Origin of the sequence: Megasphaera jansseni, assembly GCF_047974155.1 — a bacterium.
In the GTDB taxonomy this organism is placed as follows: domain Bacteria; phylum Bacillota; class Negativicutes; order Veillonellales; family Megasphaeraceae; genus Megasphaera.
Genome location: NZ_JBHYRR010000042.1, coordinates 1 through 21,412, shown reverse-complemented (window position 1 = coordinate 21,412; position 21,412 = coordinate 1). Strand labels below are relative to the sequence as shown.

Below are 21,412 nucleotides of genomic sequence, written 5' to 3'. Positions count from 1 at the left end.
GCGTTTGGCTCTTGTTTATTGATTGGTATTACTCATTGTTTGACGTTCTATAAAATAGAACCTCGCACGTTGGCGTTTCATTCAGTTCATTGTTCAGTTTTCAAAGGTCATCGTTGTCATCACCGGGTGGCGACGACTTGCTTATTTTAACAAACTCAGAAGAGCTTGTCAAGGCTTGATTTTGAACTTTTTTCAAAGTTTCAAACCATCCGGCGTCCTGTCCAGACGCTTCCGAACCCACACCTTTCAGTATGAATCCCGCTGTATCAGGGCCTCGCCCCAACAGCTTGTTTAGTATATCACATTGTGTCGTTTTGTCAAGAACCAAATTTTAAATCATGTAAAACTTAAAACTTCATTTCCGAGCATTTCCGAACTCATGCGACATAAAGTATTTTATCATTGAAAAAAAAAGCTGTCAAGAATATTTTGACAGCTTTTTTACATTCCAGTGTAAAATTTTATTTTGCCTTGACCAGTTCTTCGCTGATGCTTTCCAAATCCTTCTGCTTGCTTTCGACGCCCAGGCTCATGACGATGACGGCGACGGCGACAAATACCAGCGCAAACATATAGAAGACACTGCCAAAGCCGAAACTCCGGGCCAGTAAAGCCCCGACCATCATCGGCGCAGCCATGCCGCCAAAGCGGCCGAATCCAGCAGCCCATCCGCTTCCCAGTGCGCGGATAGCCGTCGGATACTGTTCCGGCGTATACGTATAGAGGACGCCCCAGGCCCCGAGGTTGAAGAAGGACATGACCGACCCCCACATCATGAGCGTCGCAGCCGTCGATGCGTGGCCGAAGAAATAGCTGGCGACCCCGCTGAACAAGAGAAACGCGGACAGCGTATACTTGCGGCCGATCTTATCGACCAGCCAGGCGGCACAGTAATAGCCCGGAAGCTGGGCCAGCGTCATAATCAGGACATATTCAAAAGTCTTGACGACGGTAAAGCCCTGTTGGAAGACCAGGGACGGAAGCCACATGAAGATACCGTAATAACTGAAATTGATGCCGAACCAGACCAGCCAGAGCATGATGGTCCGCGATGCAAAAGGCTTTTTCCACAATTCACGGAAGGAAGCCTTCGTAACTGCCGGCAGCGGTTCATCTGCTTCCGTAAAGGGCTGCGACGGCACATGCAGGGTCTTTTCCAGGGACAAGACAATCTGACGGGCTTCATGGACGCGGCCATGGGCCAGCAGGTAGCGGACCGATTCCGGCATATGCATCCGGATCAGGCAGACATAGAGTGCCGGCAAAGCGCCAATGAGGAAGGCCATGCGCCAGCCATAGAGAGGAATGAAGAAATAGGCGATGCACGCCGCCGCAATCCAGCCAAGGCCCCAGAAACTTTCCAAGAGGACGATGAAACGGCCGCGTACACGGGACGGCGCATATTCGGAAACGAGCGTCGCTGCTACGGGCAGTTCCCCACCCAGGCCGAAGCCGACGAGGAAGCGGAAGACGAGCAGGGATTGATAATTCCAGGACAAGGCGCAGAACGCCGAAGCAATGCTGTACAATAAGACCGTAATCGTAAAGACCTTCTTACGGCCTATGCGGTCGGCGACGGTGCCGGATACGACAGCACCCAGGGCCATGCCAATAAGGCCGATACTGCCGATGAGGCCCATCTGCCCCGGTGCCAGTCCCCACTCTTTGGCCAGGACGGGCAGGATAAAGGCGATGAGCCCGGTATCCATAGAATCAAAGAGCCAGCCCAGACCCGTGACCAGCAGCAGTTTATAGTGGAAGCGGCCTACGGGCAGCGCTTCCAGTCGTTCTAATACCATAACAATAGTTCCTCCTATCTGTACAAGTGTCATGACAGTTATATTTACATGGCACTATTGTACCGACATGGAGCGAAAATGTCAATCTTTATATAAGACGCCGAGGTCGCGCAGGGCCTGGCCGATAGCATCGAGTTCCTCTTCTGTCGCCGCTTCGACGAGATGCGTATGAATGCCGCCGCTGATGGTGCTGAGCATTTCGGCATGGGAATCCTGCATGCGCTTGAGATACTGCTGGATGTCCCGGCGGGAATGAAGATTCAGTGTCCCTTCCAGGTTGCCATAGACGTCGTGTTCGATGACGACGTTGTGGACGATACCGCCATTATCGACGATGGCATTGAGTTCCGCTTCCATCAGATTGCTGCCATGGCAGCAGACGAAGACCCGCGTGCAGCCCGGTGCCGCCGGCGTGACCAACTGATAGCCCCGGGGCGTCGAGATGATCGCTGTCCCCTGGGCGCGCAAAATCGCTACGTCGCCGACAATGATTTGCCGGCTGACGTTACAGGCTTTCGATAAAGCCGTCCCGGTGACGGCCGACGATGATTCCTGAAGAATCTGAAGAATCTTTTCTCTCCGTTCACTACTATCCATACATAAAGTCCCTCCTAAATATCTTTATAGACCTGCTGTCCCCGCGTGGGAATATCGAACAGCATAGCCAATCCCCGCCCCCACAGCCAGCCCATGCCGATGCCCGGCGCAAAGCCCAGGACTTCATTGAACAACCACGAATGGATGATAAAAGGCATATGGTAGGTCACGGCCTGGAACGAGGCGAAAATCAGGCAAAACAGGAGATTCACCGGCAGCGCCATCCGGAAGGGCGGACAACGGAGGCGGTGCTGCTGGCGGCAGTACGTCAGTTCCGGCAGGCCCTTCTTGAACCACAAGCCGAGGCCCAGGCCCAGGAAAAAGGCCATGAGGAAACAGAGGGTCGTCAAAAAAGGATATTCCGTATAATAATATAATACAGCCGCAGCCCAGATGGCAACCAGGACACTGGGACCTGCGAACCACCACAGGCTGCACGTGCGGCTCTTCCGGAAGTAAATGCCATAGGCAATCATGGCCATGGCCATGCAGAGTTGTATCCCCGTCAGGATATCATAGGCACTCATCATCGTCGACTCCCCCTTTCCGGTTCCTCACGGAACGATGAGATGATGTATGTCCAGTATATAAGATAAAGATTAAAAAGAGATTAAAATTAAAAAAAATTTTGCAATAAAAAAAGGGTATCCCATGAAAATTTTTAATTCATGAGATACCCTTCATTCATATTGAATTATAAATCAGAGAAATCGAGGGTAGCGAAGAGGTCGTCCAAGGTTTCTGCCCGGCGGATCTGGGTTACGCTGCCATCTGCATGGAGCAGGAGTTCAGCCGAACGGAGTTTGCCGTTGTAGTTGAAGCCCATGGAATGGCCATGTGCGCCCGTATCGTGGATGACCAGGATATCGCCGTCATTGATTTCCGGCAGGCTGCGGTCGATGGCAAATTTATCGCAGTTTTCGCAGAGCGAGCCGACGACGTCATAGACGTGGTCTTTCGGTGCATTTTCCTTGCCCATGACCGTGAGGTGATGGTATGCACCATACATACCCGGACGCATGAGGTTAGCCATGCAGGCATCGACACCGATGTATTCTTTCCAGATGTGTTTGTGATGGATAGCCGTCGTGACCAGGTAGCCGTAAGGGCCCGTGAGGGCACGGCCGCATTCAAAGGAAATACGGCATTTGCCGAGGCCAGCCGGTTCCATGATTTCTTCAAAGTTTTTCTTGATGCCAGCGCTGAGTTCGTCGTAGTCGATGAACGATTCTTCCGGACGGTACGGAAGGCCGATGCCGCCGCCGAAGTCGAGGAATTCGATGTTGATGCCCAGCATGGTCTGTACTTCGACAGCCAGTTCAAACATCATCTTGGCCGTGTTGATCAGACCATTGACATGGAGTTCGTTGGAGACGACCATGGTGTGCAGGCCGAAGTGTTTGACGCCTTTATCTCTGAGGATGCGTAAAGCATCGATGACCTGTTCGCGGGTCATGCCGTATTTAGCTTCTTCCGGCGTACCGATGATGTCGTTGCCGCCTTTGAGGAGCGGGCCCGGATTGTAGCGGACGCAGATCCATTCCGGCAAGGGGCCGCGTTCTTCCATGAATTCGATCATGGAAATATCGTCGAGGTTGACCAGGGCGCCCAGTTCCATCGCCCGTTTGAATTCGGCATACGGCGTATCATTGGACGAGAAGACGATGTCACGGCCCGTGATGCCGACTTTGTCGCACAATTCCAGTTCTGCCAGGGAACTGCAGTCTGCGCCAACGCCTTCTTTCTGCAAGAGGCGCATGATGTACGGATTCGGAGTCGCCTTGACGGCAAAATATTCTTTGAAGTCATAAGCCCAGTCAAAGGCTTTGATCAATTTACGGACATTATCGACGATAGCTTTTTCGTCGTAGATATGGAACGGTGTCGGGTATTCAGCAATGATAGAACGGATTTGTTCTTCGTTAAAGGGGACAGTTTTTTTATTCATCCTAGTTCAGCTCCATTTTCTTGTAATTGAATTCATTGTTTCTCTACATGGGTTATTATATAATACAAGTAGACAATTTGTGAAATAGATTATTTTAATTTATTTCATTCGATAATCAAATTACCTGAAGGAGGTCCGGCCATGGACACAACGACACTCCGGACGTTCATCGCCCTAGCACAAATCAAGAACTTCACCAAAACGGCACAACAGCTCTTCGTCGCGCAATCGACAGTGACCAACCGCATCCGCGACCTGGAAATGGAACTGGGCGTACCCTTATTCATCCGCAGCCATAAGCAGGTCGACCTGACGCCGTCGGGCCAGAAATTCCTGGACTACGCCCAGCGCTTCGTCTCCCTGGAACTGGCAGCCCTGCAGGACATCCAGTCGTCGCCGACGTATGCCCAGAAAATCAATATCGGCACGACCAACACCATCTACGAATGCCATCTCCAGCGCCGCATCCGCAGCTTCCTCAAAGAAAAGAAAGATGTCTCCCTGCACGTCACCATCGGCCACACGACGGCTATGATGCACCAGCTCCAGGACGGGACGCTGGATGCCATTTTTTCCTTCAGCGCCATGTTCCGTGACGGCTATATCTGCCGGCCCTACCGGACGGACTCGCTGGTCCTGGTCTGCCAGGCAGACAATACGGAATACGCCAACGGCATTTCTAAGGACGACCTGCAGAAAATCGACTACCTCTTCTGCAATTTCGCCCTCCAGGGCGTCGGCCTCTACATCCAGGACCTGTTCCCGCGCCATCACCGCTTCCCTCTGGAAATCGACAACAGCACCAAGCTGCCCCAATACGTCGCCGACGGCATCGGCTATACCTTCCTGCCCAAGAGCCTCATCGAAGAGGACCTGGCCGAAAAGCGCCTGCGGGCCATCCCCCTTCTCGATTTCGAACCGCCCAAAGTCGACAGCTACTACATCACGCGCAGCCCGTCGACGGTACCGGCCGACCTGGAAGAAGAATTACTGGCCGATCGCTCATACGGACTGCAAAGCGATGATCATGGCCGACATGACGACGATGGACAAGAGGATATAAAATGAGCTGATGCAGGCTGCCACTTCGATTTTGAGCTTCATCTTGGCCGTATAGTAGCAGGCCATGCCGGCGACCGGTGCAAAGACCAGGACCATGATGACCTTTTTGATGGCCATGGGATAGTCGAGGGCGAAATAGACGAAGGCCGCCATGGCGACGGACGCCAGCAGGCGCAGGCCCACATCGGTATAGATGAGGTGCAGGTATTCCTTTTTCAAAGACAGGCCCAGGGCGACGCCGATCATGAGCATAGATAAGAAGGTGTTAGCCGAAGCCGGGATCTTGGCCCAGTCAATGACGACCTGGGGCAGGGCAAAGCCGGCCAGGGACAGGGCAATCATGGTGATATACGATAAGACCGGAATCGATGAAAAAATCGTCTTGGCCAGGATCATGGCGATGCTCTCCCCTTTCTCGCCGCGGACACAGCGGGCCAGGCCATAGGCCCCGCCGAGACACATGAGGGAGTTGCCGGCATCGAAGATGCAGACGATGAGGACGGCAGCGCTGTCGAAGAAGTAGGACACGAAGGGCAGGGCGAAATTGCCGATATTGTAGCCGTTCATGTTGAGCATGTAAAAGGCTTTTTCGTCTTTGGTCCTGCCTGCCGCATAGCCCATGGCGACCATGACCAGATTGAAGATGATGGCCAGGAGACTGATGAGCAGATAGCGCGTATCGAAATGGATGCCGTTGAGGTTGACGAGGATGACCGACGGCAGGGTAATGTTGAAGACGATCGTCGAAATAGTATTAAAAGTGCTGCGCCCGAAAAGGCGCAGCTGTTTTAAGGTATAGCCGCAAAAGATAAAGGATACGAGGATGGCGGCTTTAATGATAGTTTCTTCCATGATCTATGGTTTGACGATGCGGTTGGCCGTACGCATCATTTCGACAATACGGAACATGTTGGTAATGGACCCGACAGCGACCTTATCAGTCAGGCCATAGAAATTGAGGCAGGCACCGCAGGCATAGATTTCGACGCCCTGGGCTTCAAGGTGCTTCAAATCTTCCAGCGATTCCGAGCCTTCCGTGACCAGGGGGACGCCGCCGTTGTAGAAGATGATCCGTTTCGGCAGGACATCCTGTTCGGTCAGGGTGTAGATAAAGGTCTTGAGCAGGTTCTTGCCCAGCTGGTCGTCGCCGATACCCATGACGGGCGCATTGATGACGACAATGTAGTCAGAACCGGTCACTGCCGGAGCTTCCGCTTCGCTGACATCGGCCCCTTCCTTGACCAGGCGTACCGTGTAGTGCGTATCCGATTCCCGGCTCATGGTATAAGCGCAGTTCATTTCCTGAGATAAATTCTTGAGGTTTTCCGTAGCGATTTCGTTGTCGACCGTAATTTCGACAGCATCGTGGTCCTTCAAAGCCTTGTGGGCTTCAATGACCGGAAGTGGGCAGGCCTTGCCCAATGCATTGATCTTAAACATCATGATTCCTCCTTATTTTCGTGGCTCGTGGTTCGTGGCTCGTGGTTCGTGGCTCGTGGCGGGCCGCCCTTTGGGACGGCCCCTACAGCATTAAAACCATCCGCTAACAGCTAACCCCTAACCATTTAAAAAAGGGCTGTCGCACATACGACAGCTCCTTTTATGCTATTCTTCTGTTTCTGCCGGTTCGGCTTCTACGGCGTGGGGACCGCGTTTATGAGACGTATGGTTTTTCCATACGACCCACAGGGACGTGTCGACGCAGATGGACGAATAAGCCCCGCTGATGAAGCCGATGAGCATGACCAGGGAGAAGTTCTTCGTCGAATCGCCGCCAAAGAAGTGCAGGGCACCGCAGGCAAAGAGTACCGTCGTCAGGGTATAGATACTGCGATGGATGCTCTGGGCGATACTGTCATGGGCCAGTTTTTCATACGAGTCTGTCCGGCGATGGGTCCGCGTATTTTCGCGGACGCGGTCGAAGATGACGACGGCTTCGTTCATGGAATAGCCGACGACGGTCAGGATGGCTGCCAGGAAGGACGCATCGATTTCCAGATGGAAAAACGAGAAAAAGCCCAGGACCATGATCAAATCGTGCAAAATCGACACTAAAGCCGAAATAGCGATCTTATATTCAAAGCGGAAGGAAATGTACGCAGCCAGGGCGATGAAGGCCACGGCCAGGCTGGTAATGGCATTTTTCGTGACTTCCGAGCCGATGACGGCGCCGACCGATTCGGTCCGCTTGATTTCAGCGCCGCCCAGGGAATCGCTCAACTTATCCGAGACGGCTTTGCTTTCATCACTGGACAGGTTACGCATGCGCAGCATGACATCCGTCGACGCATCCTGATCGGTGACGCCTGTCAGCTGGATGACCGTATTGCCCAGGTCCATGTCGGCATTGTCGATGACCTGGCGGACTTCGGAAACGGTGACGGCTTTATTGAACTGCATATCCAGGATGGTACCGCCTGTGTAGTCGATGCCGAAGTTGAAGCCATTGACAAAGATGGAGATCAAGCTGGCAATGACGAGGACAGACGATAAGGTGAACCACCATACGCGATGTTTGACAATTTCAAAACTCATTTCTGTCCCCCCTTTTTCAACATATGTTCAGGCGGTTTGCGGTTCAGGCCATAGAACCAGGGATTGGTGATGAGGCCTGTATTGATGAACCACGTGAGCAGTGAGCGGCTGACGACGATGGCCGTGAACATGCTGACGACAATCCCTAAAGCCAGGTTGACGGCAAAGCCTTTGACCGTGCCGCTGCCCATGACGATGAGGACGATGGCGGCGATCATGACCGATACGTTGGCATCGAGGATGGTATTGAAGGCCCGGCGGAATCCGGCTTCCATCGACGTCCTCAGACTCTTGCCGATGAGGACCTCTTCCTTGAACCGTTCAAAAATAAGGATGTTGGCATCGACGGCGAAGCCCATGGACAAGATGATGCCGGCAATACCCGGCAGGGTCAGTGTGGCATCGAGGTACTTCAGGATACCAAGCAGGATGAGGACGTAGACCAGCAGGGCGATGTTGGCTACGACACCGGACATACGATAAATGATGATCAAGAAGATCATGATCAGGACAATGCCGATAGCAAAGGCCTTTTCACTCTTGATTTTGGAGTCGAGGCCCAGGCTCGGGCCGATGGTGCGGACTTCCATAACTTTCAATTTGACAGGCAGGGCACCGGAACGCAGGAGGATAGCCAGGTTCTTGGCATCTTCCAGGGTCTGGCTGCCCGTGATGACAGCTTTACCGCCTGTAATCGGTTCATTAACGACAGGATTGGTGAGCAATTCACCGTCGAGGTAGATGCCGATTTTATGGCCTACATTGGAAGCTGTCAGGTCGGCGAATTTCTTCGCCCCTTCGTCGGTAAATTCAATGGCGACGACATTCTTATGGCCCTGGTCGATCTGTTCCTTGGCAGTCTTCAGATCATTCCCGGTCATACGGGTCGTTCCGCTTTCATCCTTGAACTCCATGACAGCCGTTTTCCCGATTGTCTCGATGGCTTTTTCCGGATTCTTTTCACCGGGCAGCTCGACGATGATACGGCGGGCGCCTTCCTTCTGGACAAGCGGTTCGGTCAGGCCCATTTCATTGATACGGCGTTCGACGATGGTAACGGCACGGCTCAAGGAGTCTTCCGTGACCGGAGCGTCCGGCGTATCTTCGGCTTCCAGGACGATATGCGTACCGCCCTGTAAGTCCAGGCCCTGTTTAATGGAGTTAGCAAGCGGATAAATCAAGGTAACAAAGGCGGCCAGGATAATGATGACTGCCCCGAAAAATTTTATCATGTTACGGGTCCGCAACAATACTCCCCCCTCTGGGTAATCTTTAATAGTTTTTTATGGATGGATGATGATATGCTGTTTGTCCGTGACGATATCGGTCATGACGACGTCATGGTCCTCGACGGGTACATCGGGGACGATCTGGACATCCCAGGCCGCGGCGATGGCAGCTGCCTCGCCCTTCCCGGCCAGGAAGCGGTCATAATAAGCCGCTCCATGGCCCAGTCGATGGCCTTTGGCATCAAAAGCCAGGCCGGGCACGAAAATGACATCGAGTTCATCCGCTTCAATGCGCGGATTGTCCGGCGGTGCCGTCCGGATACCGTAAGCACCGCAGACAGCCTGCTCCAGCGTATACAGGCGCCGCCCTTCAATATGCTGCTTATCGACGCAGACCGGGACATAGACTTCTTTCCCGGCTGCCAGGGCATCCTGGATCAGGGCATCGAGGCTGACTTCGTCAGGCATATGGAGAAAAGCCATGATACTGCCGGCCTGGCGGTACTGCGGCAGGGCAGACAGGCGGGCACAGACAGCGGCACTGGCCGCTGCCTTTTCTTCCGTCGTCAGCTCATGGAGGCGGGCATCCATGGCTTTGCGCAGTTCTTTTTTACTGACCATCTTTGGCTTCAGCTTCCTTGGTTTCGGCAGCTGCTTCTGTCTTGGCTTCGGCCGGAGCTTCTGCCTTGGTTTCAGCCGCTTTTTCGGCAGCCTTTTCCGCTTTCTTGGCCGCTTTCTTGCCTTCGCCTTTGCCCAGGACCTGAGCTACCGCAGCGCGGGTAATCTTGATTTCGACTCTGTCAGCAATGCGGACGACGAGGTAATCGTCGTGCAGGGAAACGATATTCCCCATGACACCGCCGACGGTGACGATCTTGGCACCGGGCTTCAGGCTTTCCAGCATTTCCTGCCGTTTTTTCTGCTGTTTCTTCTGCGGACGCCATAAGAGAAAGTAGAAAATGACGACCATGAGGATAATGGGCCAAAAAGCATTGAGCTGTTCCATAATATCCATGTCTTACACCTCCGTGAAATAAAAAATAGTCTATATGCAAGCGCTTACGCGTCTTGATAACGTTTCCAGAAATCCTGGCGGAACTGGCGGAACGTGCCGTCAAAGATGGACTGGCGCATATCCCGCATGAACTGCAGCAGGAAATACAGGTTGTGGATGCTGACCAGGCGGTATGCCAGGAGTTCTTCGGCCTTGAAGAGATGGCGGATATAGGCCCGCGAATAATTGCGGCACGTATAACACTGACAGCCGTCTTCAATGGGATGGAAGTCGTGGGCATACTTGGCGTTGCGCACAGTCAGGCGCCCCGTATGGGTCATGGCCATGCCGTTGCGGGCAACGCGCGTCGGGAAGACGCAGTCGAACATATCGACGCCGCGGGCGACGCCTTCGAGGAGGCAGTCCGGCGTGCCGACGCCCATGAGGTAGCGGGCCTTGTTTTTCGGCAGGTACGGTGTCGTATACTCTAGTATATCATACATTATATCCTTAGATTCGCCAACACTCAAGCCGCCGATGCCATAGCCGTCGAAATCCATGTCGACCAGGTCCTGGCAGCTCTGTTTGCGCAGGTCCTTGTACATGCCGCCCTGGACGATGCCGAACAGGCCCTGCGTATCGCTGTGGTGGTGGTCCAGGCAGCGCGCCGCCCAGCGGCTCGTCCGTTCCGTCGACATCTGGGTGTATTCATAATCCGATGGATAAGGGATACATTCGTCGAAGGCCATGGCGATGTCCGAATCGAGGGCCATCTGGATATCCATGGAAACTTCCGGCGACAGGAACTTCTTCGACCCGTCCAGATGGGACCGGAAGGTAACGCCCTCTTCCGTGATCTTGCGCATCTGGCCCAGGCTGAAGACCTGGAAACCGCCGCTGTCGGTCAGGATAGCCTGTTTCCAGTTCATGAACTTATGCAGTCCCCCCGCTTCCTGGACCAAGTCGTGGCCAGGGCGCAGGAACAAGTGGTACGTGTTGCTGAGAATGACCTGGGCGCCCATGTCGTAGAGCTCTTCCGGCGTCAGCGTCTTGACCGTCGCCTGCGTGCCGACAGGCATGAACATGGGCGTCTTGAAAGTGCCGTGCGGCGTACGCAATATCCCTGCGCGGGCGCCGTCACATTCGGCCTGTTGTTCGTAGGTAATGACCATAGCTTTTCCTCCCTCAGTGAATGAACATGGCATCGCCGAAACTGAAGAAACGGTATTTTTCCTGGACGGCGATTTCATAAGCTTTCAGAATCTTTTCCCGCGTCGACAAAGCGCTGATGAGCATGAGCAGCGTCGATTCGGGAAGATGGAAATTGGTGACCAGGGCGTCGACGATGTGGAACGTAAAGCCCGGATAGATGAAGATATTCGTCCAGCCGGATCCAGCCTGTAAGGTCCCCGTCGTACCGGCGCTTTCCAGGGTGCGGATACTGGTCGTGCCGACGGCGATGACCCGGCGGCCTTCGGCTTTGGCCTTGTTGATCTTGGCAGCGGCTTCCGGCGTAATGCTATAGAATTCGCTGTGCATCTGATGGTCTTCGATGTTTTCTTCTTCGACCGGCCGGAAGGTCCCCAGGCCGACGTGAAGGGTGACGAAGACTTCTTCTACGCCTTTATCGCGAATCTTCTGAAGCAGTTCTTCCGTGAAGTGCAGGCCTGCCGTTGGGGCGGCTGCGCTGCCGCGTTCGTTGGCATAGACCGTCTGATATTCATCAGGGTCTTCCATCTTTTCATGGATGTACGGCGGAAGCGGCATTTCGCCGATCTTATCGATGATGTCGTCGAAATTGCCTTCGTAAGCGAACTTGATGATGCGTCCGCCGAAATCGGTCCGGTCTTCTACGGTCCCCGTCAATCCTTCAGGGAATTCAATCGTCGTCCCCGGCAGGGCCTTCTTGCCCGGCTTGACCAGGACTTCCCAGCGGTCATCGCCGACGGGCGTCAGCAGCAGGACTTCGACCTTGCCGCCAGTCGGAACCCGCTTGCCGTGGAGCCGGGCCGGGATGACGCGGGAGTCATTGAAGACCAGGACATCGCCTTCGTGCAGTTCGTCGACGAGGTCGTAGAAATACTTGTGTTCGACGGCGCCCGTCTTACGGTCATAGAGCATGAGGCGGGCGTGATCCCGCGGTTCTGCCGGATGCTGGGCGATGAGTTCTTTCGGTAAATCATAGTAAAAATCTGTCAGTTTCAAAATAATCTTCCTCTTTTTAACTTAATATAGTTTTTCAATCTTCGTCCCCGTATAATAATGGGTCAGGATATTGCGGTAATAATTCTTTTCACTGGCATGTTCCCGCGCCATCTGATAGGCGCCGTACTGGCTCATGCCCAGGCCGTGGCCCCAGCCGAAGCCATAAATCGTTACGGGCTGGCCGGCTTTGACCTTGAAATCGGCTTTGCGGACGACCGTTCCCGAATCGGGATCCGGCGCCGTCCCGCGGCCGCTGTAGAAATCGAAGAGTGTGCTGCGCAGGCCAAAGATGGACTGGAAAGCCGACCCTTTGACGGTAACGCTGCCCTGGGTCCCTTTGACGACCATGGACTGGACGCGGCCCGATACACCGCGGTCGGCCGTCGTCATAGGGCGCTTGGCCAGGGGCGACAATTCAATGGACTGGATGCGCCCGACGCCCTTGCCGGCGGCACTCAGTTTGGCCGCCATCTGTTCCGGTGTCGTCGTCACGGCCCAGCGATAGCCCGGCATTTCATTGCTGGCGTCGCTGACCCCGCGCAGGTAGGGAATATGCGAGCCCCAGACATTTTCACTGTTTTCCGTCCAGCCGCCGGCAGTGGAACAGAAAAAGGCGTCGATAGGCCGGCCCTGATAGGTGAGGATTTCCCCTTTTGTCTCGTTGACCGCCTTGATGATCGATGGCGATTCGCCGTTGATGCCGGCATAGACCTGGCTCGACGTATCGTCCGTGAGGTCGAAGCCGCGCTGGCTGAAGCGGCTCTTATGGGCAATGGCATAGGTCCGGGCTGCGACGGCCTGAGCTTTCAACGCTTCTTCGCTCCACGACGGCGACATTTCCTTGCCGACGACGCCATAGAGATACTGTTCCACCGGCAGGATATTGACGACGGTCAGGCCCCAGCGGCCAGGCGATTTCATCATTTCCAGGGTACCGCGGTAGGCGTAGCCGTCGGTGATCTTGACGGAACCGTCATGGACCAGGGAGCGGACTTGGATCGGCACGGTACTGACATTGCCGTTAACGGTCAGGCTCGTCCCGGACAAAGCAATGGTGACGGGTACGTTGGCGGCGGCTTTCTTCCAGAGCCGGTCTCCGCGATAGACGCCCAGTCCCTGGGGACCGGTGACGGAGACACTGCCCCGGCCTTCGCGGATGCCGATGCGCAGGGTAGCGCTATCTTGGACGGCTTGCTTGTGTGTATATCCGACAGGAGCCTTAGCTGCCTGCCGTACCGTCTTGACCGGCTGGCGGGGCTGGCTCTTATGTTTATTCTTCGAAGTCGACGCAAAGACACTCGTCGTCACCAGGGCACAGAGAGCCGTGCAGAGGGCCAGGCGGGCTATCTTCTTTTTATACATAAAAATCCTCCTCACAATCGAAAGAAGAGATTGAGGACAATCGTAAGGACCGCGCTGATGATGAGGCAGGTCACGATAGGAAAATGAAAGGACGTATTGCCCCGGGTAAAGGAAATATCACCAGGCAGGTGCCCCAGGAAATTTCCCAGTCCCAGGGAATCACCAGCCATCCAGAGGAGGCCGGCAACGATGAAAAAGAGTCCCACGAGGATGAGTACTTTTGCCATAGCCTTCCCTCCTATCCTTCCGACGGCACAGGCAGGCCCAAATGACGATAGGCGGCGTCGGTGACGACGCGGCCCCGGGGCGTGCGGTTCAAAAAGCCCTGCTGCATCAGGAAGGGTTCGTACACATCTTCGACGGCATCGACGGATTCGCTGATAGCTGCAGCAATCGTGTCGAGGCCGACAGGGCCGCCGCCGAATTTGTCGATGATGACCTGCAGGACCCGGCGGTCCGTGCGGTCGAGGCCGCACGAATCGACTTCCAGCCGGTTCAGGGCATCATTGGCCAGGGATGCCGTAATTGTTTCAGCTTCGGCGACTTGGGCGAAGTCGCGGACGCGCTTCAAGAGGCGGTTAGCAATCCGCGGCGTCCCCCGCGAGCGGCGGGCGATTTCCAGGGCGCCGTCGTCATCGATGGCCATGTCGAGGATATCAGCCGTCCGCTTGATGATGAGGACCAGGTCTTCCGGTTTATAGAATTCCAGGCGGCAGATGACGCCGAAGCGGTCGCGCAGCGGCGGTGCCAGGCGGCCGACCTGGGTCGTCGCCCCGACCAGGGTGAACGGCGGCAGGTCGATGCGCACCGACCGGGCACTGGGTCCCTTGCCGATGACGATATCCAGGGCATAGTCTTCCATGGCCGCATAAAGAACTTCTTCGACACTGTGCGACAGCCGATGGATTTCGTCGATGAACAAGAGGTCCCGTTCCTGAAGATTCGTCAGGAGGGCCGCCAAATCGCCAGGCCGTTCGATAGCAGGCCCCGACGTGATGCGCAGGTTGACGCCCAGTTCATTGGCGATGATGCCGGCCATGGTCGTCTTGCCCAGGCCCGGCGGCCCGTACAGGAGGACGTGGTCCAGCGCTTCTTTGCGCAGTTTCGCAGCCTTGATGAAGACTTCCAGGTTTTCCTTGACTTTCGTCTGTCCAATATATTCGCGTAAATAATGAGGACGCAGGCTGTACTGCCAGGAATCGCCCGGCAGGTCTGTCGTCTCGATGATGCGGTTTTCTTCCATGACTTACCTCCTGCTCCCCAATGCCTTCAGCGTCGCTTTCAGCAGTTGTTCTACCGTCGTACAGCCGGCCATATTCGATTCGGCGACGGGCAGAACTTCCTGTTCACTGTAGCCGAGACTGGTCAGGGCCGCCAGCGTTTCTGACAGGATGCCCGACAGGCCCGGTGCGTCAGCATTGCCCAGGTCCGCAGCCCCAGCGTCTTCACTGGCAACGGGTCCGATTTTATCCTGCAATTCCAGGACGATGCGTTCAGCCGTCTTCTTGCCGATACCGGGCATCTTGGTCAGGCCCTTGATGTCCTTCTGATGGACGGCCAGGCGGAAGCTGTCGGCCGTGCCGGCGCTGAGGATGCCCAGTGCCACCTTGGGGCCGACGCCGTTGACGCTGATGAGGAGCATGAATAAATCGTATTCATCCTGCGTGGCAAAGCCATACAAGACGATGGCGTCTTCGCGGACGCTCATATAGGTATAGAGCATGGCTTCCTGGCCGACACAGAGCGTGTCCAGCGTCGAAGCCGGAGCATAGGTCCGATAACCCACGCCGTGAACGTCGATGAAGCAGGAATTGACGAAGATGTGGCTGATCACGCCTTTCAGATAACCGATCATAACTGCACCTTCCTTTTCAGACTCATAGAATGACTGGAATAAATCGCATAAATGGCCATGGCCAGGCCGTCCGCCGCATCGTCGGGCTTGATTTTCTGGCGGATGCCGAGGAGGCGCATAGTCATGTCGATGACCTGTTCCTTCGTCGCCCGGCCGTAACCGGTGACACCCTGCTTGACCTGGAGCGGTGAAAATTCCAGGATGGGAATCCCCGCCTGCTGGGCCGTCAGCAGGATGATGCCCCGGGCCTGGCCGACAGTGATGGCCGTCGTGACATTGCGGTTAAAAAAGAGCTGCTCGACGCCGATGACGTCGGGCTTATATTTCCGATAGAGTTCATTGAGGCCGTCAAAGAGCATGACCAGCCGTTCGGCATCGGTATGGTCCGGCGTCGTCTGGATGGTCCCATACGTCACCGGCTTCAGGCGGCTGCCGTCGGCGTCGATGACGCCAAAGCCGCAGATAGCCGTCCCCGGGTCGATTCCCATTGCCCGCATCTTCGCTGCCTCCCTTTTATACAATCATAAATAGTTGAAATAAATAGACTAATGTTCATTATACCATGAAAGAGGCCGTTGCACAAAGATTTTCCCTCTGGCTCCGACCTCTTTTGACTCACTTTTTACACTAAGACGACCTGTTTGCCGTAAAAGGCAATGCCGTATTTCAGGACTTTCGTAATACCCCGGTCCTTGAAATCCGCTTCATAGCCTTTTTCATCAATCTGACGACGGGCTTCCTGCGCTTTTTGCTGCAACTCATCCGAAGAACTGGCCGCTTTGAATTCCAAAATGGCGCCACACTGCCCTTTGTGTCTGGGATAAATCGCCAGGTCATATCGACCCAGCCCGCTTTCCCGGTTCGACTTTACTTCATATTCCGGGACCAGCAGCGTCGTCATCCCTAATAGCAGCCCATGATAAAATGCCTCCCGGTTGGCCGTATCATATACACTGGCTACTTTCATCAGGATATCCTGCAAACCTTTGGCAAAGGCCGCGCCGTTTCCTGCCATAAGGTGTTCCATGGTCGTCATCAGATACGATGTCGTCCGCCCCGGACTCAGGCGGCTCAGGATTTCATTGCGGTAAATGCTGCGGACTTCCCGGTTAGGGATAGCCAGGACGTACACCCAGGTATCGATGACCAGCCGGCGGGATACGATTTTCAAGTATCCCGTCAGCAACAAAACTGTATACAAAGCATCGGGATCATCCGTAACTTCCGGGTAAATCGTATTCTCCGTAAGAACGGCCGTTACAGTCTCTCCCTGGATAAGGCGCAACAGGTTATCTTCCTGGACAGGATCAGTCTGTTTCAACAATTCCCCCAGCAGGACATTGCCTGATGTATGACCCCAATAAGGTTGAGGCTGGCCTTGTTCCTTGAAAAAGCACAATACCGACCAGGGATTATAGATTTCCTGGCTGCCAAAACAATAGCCGTCATACCAGTCACGCAGGACGGGCAGGGCCTTATCCTGCTGCCGCGCATGAGCCAGGACCCGCACCTCTTCTGGCGTGAAACCGATCCAATCGGCATAGGTCCTATTGATGACGCTGCTGACTTCCAGATTATTCAGACCACTGAAAATACTTTCTTTGGTAATCCGCAGAACGCCTGTCAATACGGCAAAATCCAAAGACGGATTCGTCTTTAGGGCAGGGCTGAGGAAATTCCGCATGAAAGCCATACAATCATCATAAAAACCGTGTTCCCAGGCCTGCTGGACCGGGATATCATACTCGTCCAGCAAGAGGACTACCGGCTTCTGATGATAACGTTTCATCATGTCCATCAAGCGGCGCAAGGCCTCTTCCATCTCCACAGGAGATGCCAACCCGTCATGGATGCGCTGAAAATACCGCCGTTCAGCGCGTGAAAAGCCAGGGACTTCCATGAGATATGCGTATTGGTCATATAAATCACTGAGAAGAAAGCGGAATTTTTCCACCATATCCGGCCAAGTCCGGTGTCTGACATCCTTCAAGGACAGGAAAAGAACAGGCCGCTTCCCCTGCTCCGCCATATACCGCTCGCCAGCCCGTTCAATAGCCAGACCGCGAAAGAGTTTTCGGTAATCGTGTTCCGGATTAGCGGCAAAAAAATAATAGAACATGGACAAGAACAACGTCTTGCCAAAACGGCGTGGCCGCGTCAGCAGCAGCACTTCCCCATGATTATCGAGAAAGTCCCGTATAGCCAGGGTCTTATCAACAAAATAATAATGTCCCTCACGGACTTTGGCAAAATCGTCAATACCAATAGGCAGGCCTTGCATCGCCGCTCCCCCTTTCCAAACGTTAGACACAAAAATTCCCTTACACTATGTTTATAGTATAAGGGAATTGCCGGACAAAAGAAAGGTTCAGTCTTCATCCTCATCGACGATGACGCTGAGGATGTTGGCTTTGGTATCGATGATGCGGCTCAGGGAGCGGTCGTATTTCCGCACGGCCAGGGCCGAGACAAGGAGGCCTATGATGCCGCCGACGACGGCACCGGCGCTATGGCCTACTAAGAGATAGCCTAACAGCGCCGTGATGAGCAGCATGGCGACGGGCAGGATGAAGCAGACAAAGGCACCGGAAATGAGGTGCGAATCGTCGACTTCATAGCGGACGTGGTCGCCTTCGGCGGCACCGATAGAATTATAAGCCAGCAGCTTGACGTGGTCCGCTGCGGCGCAGACGCTGCAGGCCACATAGAGCGAATCACGGCTGACCCGTACTTTCGCCAACCCATCTTCCTTGATTTCTTCGACAAAACCTTCACCAAAACGCATATCTTATGCCCCCTTCCGAATCAGTAATCAATAATAATTATTTGTTGATTACATTATAACATACGATATATCATGAATCAAGGGGCTCGTGGCTAGGGGTTAGGGGTTAGGGGTTAGGGGTTAGGGGTTAGCAGTTAGGGGTTAGCGGTTAGGGGTTAGCGGTTAGGGGTTAGCGGCTGGCTGAAGTCTTGGTACGACGCCCTCTATGGCCGTTCACTCAGCAGGCCCCGGACGATGTGTTTGCGGCAGGACTGGTAGACGAAGGTCAGGACGATAGCCGTGACCAGCCAGCTGGCCGGGTAGGCCGCCATGAGGACCAGGAAGTCGCGGTGGGCCGCAAAGACCGTGTACAGCCAGGTGATGCGGACGCCGCAGATGCCGACCAGGACGACGACAGCCGGCGGCAGGGAATAGCCATAGCCGCGCAGGGATCCGGAGATGATGTCGATGATACCGTTGAGATATAAAGTCCCGGCGACGTAAAATAGGCGTTTCGTCCCCAAGGCGACGACGTTGGGGTCGCCGTTGAACAGGCGGATGAGTTCCGGCGAAAAGAAGAGGACCGGCACGGTGACGACCAGGAGGAATGCCGCTTCGACACCAAAGGCGACTTTGGTGATGCGGAAACAGCGGCGCAGATTACGAGCGCCATAGTTCTGACCGACAAAAGTCGTCGTCGCCTGGCTGAAGCCATTGACGAAGCAATAGATATTGCCTTCGATGATAAAAGCCGCTGCCGACGCCGCCATGGCTTCCGTCCCCAGGCTGTTCAGGGCCGACTGGATGAGGACGTTGGACAAGGCAAAGACCATACCCTGGATACCGGCAGGCAGGCCGATGTGGATGATGTGATGCAGTTCTTCCCGGGAAAAGCGCATGTGGTGGCGTTCCAGGCGGATGCGGTCTGTCGTCCGGCATAACAGGGCCAGGAGGATGAGCGAATTGACGGCAAAGGCCATGACCGTCGCCCAGACGACGCCGGCCAGGCCGAAATCAAAGACCAGGACCGACAGCAGGTCGAGGACGATATTGACCACATTGGCTGCAATCAGGCTGTACAGCGGCGTCTTGCCATCGCCACAGCTGCGGAAGATGGCCGCTTCAAAGTTATACAGAGACAAGAAAGGCAGCCCCAGCAAAAAGATGCGCAGATACTGTTCGGCCATGTCATAGACGTCTGGCGGCACTTCCAGGACCCAGAAAGCCGGATAGACGATGAGTTCGCCGATGATAGTCAACAATACGCCCAATCCAAAGGACATCAAAATAGCCGTCTGGACCGTCCGTTCCACCTTATCGTCGCGGCGGGCGCCGAGATACTGGGCAATAGTGACATTGGCCCCCAGGGAAATCCCCATGAGCAGCGTCACCAAAAGGCCGATGACAGGCATATTGTTGCCCACAGCAGCCATGGCGCTCTTGCCGACGAAACGGCCCAAGATGAAAACGTCGGCACTGTTAAAGAGCTGTTCAAATAAGCCCATGAGCCCAATAGGCATGGCAAAAAGGAACAGCTTATCGGCAATGGAGCCGTGCAGCATATCCATGCCGCGGCGGCCCTTATTCTTTTTATTTTCCATAAATAATTACCTCGTTCTCGTGAATGATGCTTTCTTTCCTTAGTATAGCATATCAAAAAGAGGCTGTCGCATTGACAGCCTCTTTTTCTGTAGGGGCGACCACGTGGGGCGCCCGTTCACGCAAATCCAGTTCACAAGTATCCCACATATACCTGGCGGGCTCGCCACGTGCGAGCCCCTACAAACTACAAACTATATATGTCAATCGTGGCGGATGAGGAGCTGGATGTTTTCTTTTTTGTAGGTCGTGTAGATGCTTTTGATGAACTGGTGCTTGAGGACGGCTTCATCGACGATGTTGCGGATACGCAGGACGACTTTGAAGGAAATGCCGTATTCCCCCATCTGGTCATAGCGGACGAGGGGCTCGAAGCCGGTGACGCCGTATTCGCTGTGGTCGAGGATGTGCCGGGCCACACCGAGGGTGACGTCTTCGACGTGCTGCAGGTCGTTGTCATAGGTAATGGTCAAGGGAATGGAAATGGTGCATTCTGCCAAGGGCTGTTCATAGTTGGTCAGCGTCGCCGTGGCGATGCTCTTGTTCGGGACGATGACCATATTCCCCGTCGCCGTGCGGATGGTCGTATTGCGCCAGTTCATGTCGACGACGCGGCCCGCTTCGCCGCTGGCCAGGCGGATATAATCGCCCATGTGGACCTGTTTGGACACGAGGGTCGTAATGCCGGAAAAGAGGTTGGCCAGCGTATCCTGCAGGGCCAGGGCCGATGCCAGACCGCCGGCGCCAAGAGCCGTCAGGAGCGGTGAAATGGAGATACCGTAAGAACTGAGGATGAAGAGGATGCCCACCATGTAGACGCCCAAATCGACGACCGTCGTCAAGATGGACGTCGTCGCCGCTTTATCACCGCTCTTAGACAGCTTATCCTTCAAGAAAGACGATACCGTATGGGCACAGAAAAACGTCACCGTAACGATGACGACGCTGTGATAATGGTAGGACAAGCCACGCTGGACGAAATCAGGCAGACTCAGGATATCCTTGGTCAACTGGATGCCCAGGAGGATGCCCAGCAAGGTCGGCATGAAGCGGAAAATATTGCGCCAGCTGTTACGCGGAACTTTCGTCACGCGGCTCAGCACTTCGATGACGACGCGGAAAACGCCGTGCAGGATGGCGATGCCGATGATGATGAACAAAATAAAGGCCAGGAAATGGACGTGCGGCCCGCCATATTCCAATTCATAGGAAAAAGTATTCACGATGGAATCCATAAAAAAAAGCCTCCTCCGAAGCAAAAAATCTAAAATAATAATGATTTATTATACTCCGGAGTAAGGCAAACAACAATATGGCAATGGTTACAGTTCCATGTCACTTTTCAGGACAGGTGCCGCAAAGAACAGACGATGTGCTTGCGGCAGGATTGAACCTCTCCCGCTTATAGAAGCGGGAGATTCTTGAGAAGGTTGCTGTTTAAGTTTCCTCCTGAAATCAGGATA

General features: G+C 54.5%; 22 protein-coding genes. 1 reads left to right on the top strand and 21 read right to left on the bottom strand.

Features of this window, described 5'->3' with window-relative positions; all coding sequences use genetic code 11:
* Nucleotides 1–461: 461 nt before the first annotated feature.
* From ACE418_RS12630 to ACE418_RS12615, 4 genes are all read right to left on the bottom strand, one after another.
* Nucleotides 462–1,799, bottom strand: a complete 1,338-nt coding sequence (locus ACE418_RS12630; RefSeq protein WP_416450937.1) for an MFS transporter — start codon at nt 1,797–1,799, stop codon at nt 462–464.
* A gap of 81 nt (nt 1,800–1,880) precedes the next feature.
* Nucleotides 1,881–2,396, bottom strand: a complete 516-nt coding sequence (locus tag ACE418_RS12625) for a transcription repressor NadR (protein WP_416450936.1) — start codon at nt 2,394–2,396, stop codon at nt 1,881–1,883.
* Nucleotides 2,397–2,410: 14 nt separating this feature from the next.
* The gene (locus tag ACE418_RS12620; RefSeq protein WP_416450935.1) at nt 2,411–2,926 is read right to left on the bottom strand and encodes a hypothetical protein; all 516 of its coding nucleotides are present in this window, start codon (nt 2,924–2,926) and stop codon (nt 2,411–2,413) included.
* A 164-nt stretch (nt 2,927–3,090) separates the two neighbouring features.
* Nucleotides 3,091–4,344 carry a diaminopimelate decarboxylase family protein gene (locus ACE418_RS12615; RefSeq protein ID WP_416450934.1) on the bottom strand — a complete coding sequence of 418 codons (1,254 nt, stop codon included), beginning with the start codon at nt 4,342–4,344 and terminating at the stop codon, nt 3,091–3,093.
* A 141-nt stretch (nt 4,345–4,485) separates the two neighbouring features.
* Here ACE418_RS12615 and ACE418_RS12610 point away from each other — a divergent pair, with 141 nt between their 5' ends.
* Nucleotides 4,486–5,412: a LysR family transcriptional regulator gene (locus ACE418_RS12610; RefSeq protein ID WP_416450933.1), complete on the top strand. Its 927-nt coding sequence runs from the start codon at nt 4,486–4,488 to the stop codon at nt 5,410–5,412.
* On the opposite strand, the gene ACE418_RS12605 is transcribed toward ACE418_RS12610, so the two are convergent.
* The 17 genes from ACE418_RS12605 to ACE418_RS12525 all read right to left on the bottom strand — a co-directional run bounded on the left by ACE418_RS12605 (nt 5,347) and on the right by ACE418_RS12525 (nt 21,184).
* Complete coding sequence (locus tag ACE418_RS12605) at nt 5,347–6,258, bottom strand: AEC family transporter (protein ID WP_416450932.1); 912 nt, start codon at nt 6,256–6,258, stop codon at nt 5,347–5,349. The genes ACE418_RS12610 and ACE418_RS12605 overlap by 66 nt on opposite strands.
* 3 nt (nt 6,259–6,261) lie before the next feature.
* Nucleotides 6,262–6,846 (bottom strand): sulfurtransferase-like selenium metabolism protein YedF, encoded by a 585-nt coding sequence (gene yedF, locus ACE418_RS12600; RefSeq protein ID WP_416450938.1) that lies wholly within the window; start codon nt 6,844–6,846, stop codon nt 6,262–6,264.
* Nucleotides 6,847–7,011: 165 nt separating this feature from the next.
* Nucleotides 7,012–7,941 carry a protein translocase subunit SecF gene (secF, locus tag ACE418_RS12595; RefSeq protein WP_416450931.1) on the bottom strand — a complete coding sequence of 310 codons (930 nt, stop codon included), beginning with the start codon at nt 7,939–7,941 and terminating at the stop codon, nt 7,012–7,014.
* Nucleotides 7,938–9,173 carry a protein translocase subunit SecD gene (gene secD, locus ACE418_RS12590; RefSeq protein ID WP_416450930.1) on the bottom strand — a complete coding sequence of 412 codons (1,236 nt, stop codon included), beginning with the start codon at nt 9,171–9,173 and terminating at the stop codon, nt 7,938–7,940. The genes secF and secD overlap by 4 nt, the downstream gene beginning before the upstream one ends.
* Nucleotides 9,174–9,224: 51 nt before the next feature.
* Nucleotides 9,225–9,791, bottom strand: a complete 567-nt coding sequence (locus tag ACE418_RS12585; protein WP_416450929.1) for a 5-formyltetrahydrofolate cyclo-ligase — start codon at nt 9,789–9,791, stop codon at nt 9,225–9,227.
* Nucleotides 9,781–10,185 carry a preprotein translocase subunit YajC gene (yajC, locus tag ACE418_RS12580; protein WP_416450928.1) on the bottom strand — a complete coding sequence of 135 codons (405 nt, stop codon included), beginning with the start codon at nt 10,183–10,185 and terminating at the stop codon, nt 9,781–9,783. The genes ACE418_RS12585 and yajC overlap by 11 nt, the downstream gene beginning before the upstream one ends.
* 44 nt (nt 10,186–10,229) lie before the next feature.
* Nucleotides 10,230–11,336 carry a tRNA guanosine(34) transglycosylase Tgt gene (gene tgt / locus ACE418_RS12575; protein ID WP_416450927.1) on the bottom strand — a complete coding sequence of 369 codons (1,107 nt, stop codon included), beginning with the start codon at nt 11,334–11,336 and terminating at the stop codon, nt 10,230–10,232.
* Between the two features lie 13 nt (nt 11,337–11,349).
* Complete coding sequence (gene queA, locus ACE418_RS12570; RefSeq protein ID WP_416450926.1) at nt 11,350–12,369, bottom strand: tRNA preQ1(34) S-adenosylmethionine ribosyltransferase-isomerase QueA; 1,020 nt, start codon at nt 12,367–12,369, stop codon at nt 11,350–11,352.
* A gap of 21 nt (nt 12,370–12,390) precedes the next feature.
* Entirely contained in the window at nt 12,391–13,731 is a 1,341-nt protein-coding gene (locus ACE418_RS12565; protein ID WP_416450925.1) for a SpoIID/LytB domain-containing protein, read from the bottom strand.
* Between the two features lie 11 nt (nt 13,732–13,742).
* Nucleotides 13,743–13,958, bottom strand: a complete 216-nt coding sequence (locus ACE418_RS12560; RefSeq protein ID WP_416450924.1) for a DUF2905 domain-containing protein — start codon at nt 13,956–13,958, stop codon at nt 13,743–13,745.
* An 11-nt stretch (nt 13,959–13,969) separates the two neighbouring features.
* On the bottom strand, nt 13,970–14,974 hold the full coding sequence (gene ruvB / locus ACE418_RS12555) for a Holliday junction branch migration DNA helicase RuvB (RefSeq protein ID WP_416450923.1): 1,005 nt from the start codon (nt 14,972–14,974) through the stop codon (nt 13,970–13,972).
* Nucleotides 14,975–14,977: 3 nt separating this feature from the next.
* Nucleotides 14,978–15,586, bottom strand: a complete 609-nt coding sequence (gene ruvA, locus ACE418_RS12550) for a Holliday junction branch migration protein RuvA (protein WP_416450922.1) — start codon at nt 15,584–15,586, stop codon at nt 14,978–14,980.
* Nucleotides 15,583–16,083, bottom strand: coding sequence for a crossover junction endodeoxyribonuclease RuvC (gene ruvC / locus ACE418_RS12545; RefSeq protein WP_292261754.1), 501 nt, complete (start codon nt 16,081–16,083; stop codon nt 15,583–15,585). Before ruvC ends, ruvA begins: the two co-directional genes overlap by 4 nt.
* A gap of 125 nt (nt 16,084–16,208) precedes the next feature.
* A complete protein-coding gene (locus tag ACE418_RS12540) occupies nt 16,209–17,897 on the bottom strand; it encodes an AAA family ATPase (protein ID WP_416450921.1) in 1,689 nt (562 codons plus the stop codon).
* A 57-nt stretch (nt 17,898–17,954) separates the two neighbouring features.
* Nucleotides 17,955–18,371 (bottom strand): SoxR reducing system RseC family protein, encoded by a 417-nt coding sequence (locus ACE418_RS12535; RefSeq protein WP_416450920.1) that lies wholly within the window; start codon nt 18,369–18,371, stop codon nt 17,955–17,957.
* 203 nt (nt 18,372–18,574) lie between these two features.
* A complete protein-coding gene (locus ACE418_RS12530) occupies nt 18,575–19,951 on the bottom strand; it encodes an MATE family efflux transporter (protein WP_416450919.1) in 1,377 nt (458 codons plus the stop codon).
* A 201-nt stretch (nt 19,952–20,152) separates the two neighbouring features.
* The gene (locus ACE418_RS12525; RefSeq protein ID WP_416450918.1) at nt 20,153–21,184 is read right to left on the bottom strand and encodes a mechanosensitive ion channel family protein; all 1,032 of its coding nucleotides are present in this window, start codon (nt 21,182–21,184) and stop codon (nt 20,153–20,155) included.
* Nucleotides 21,185–21,412 lie beyond the last annotated feature (228 nt).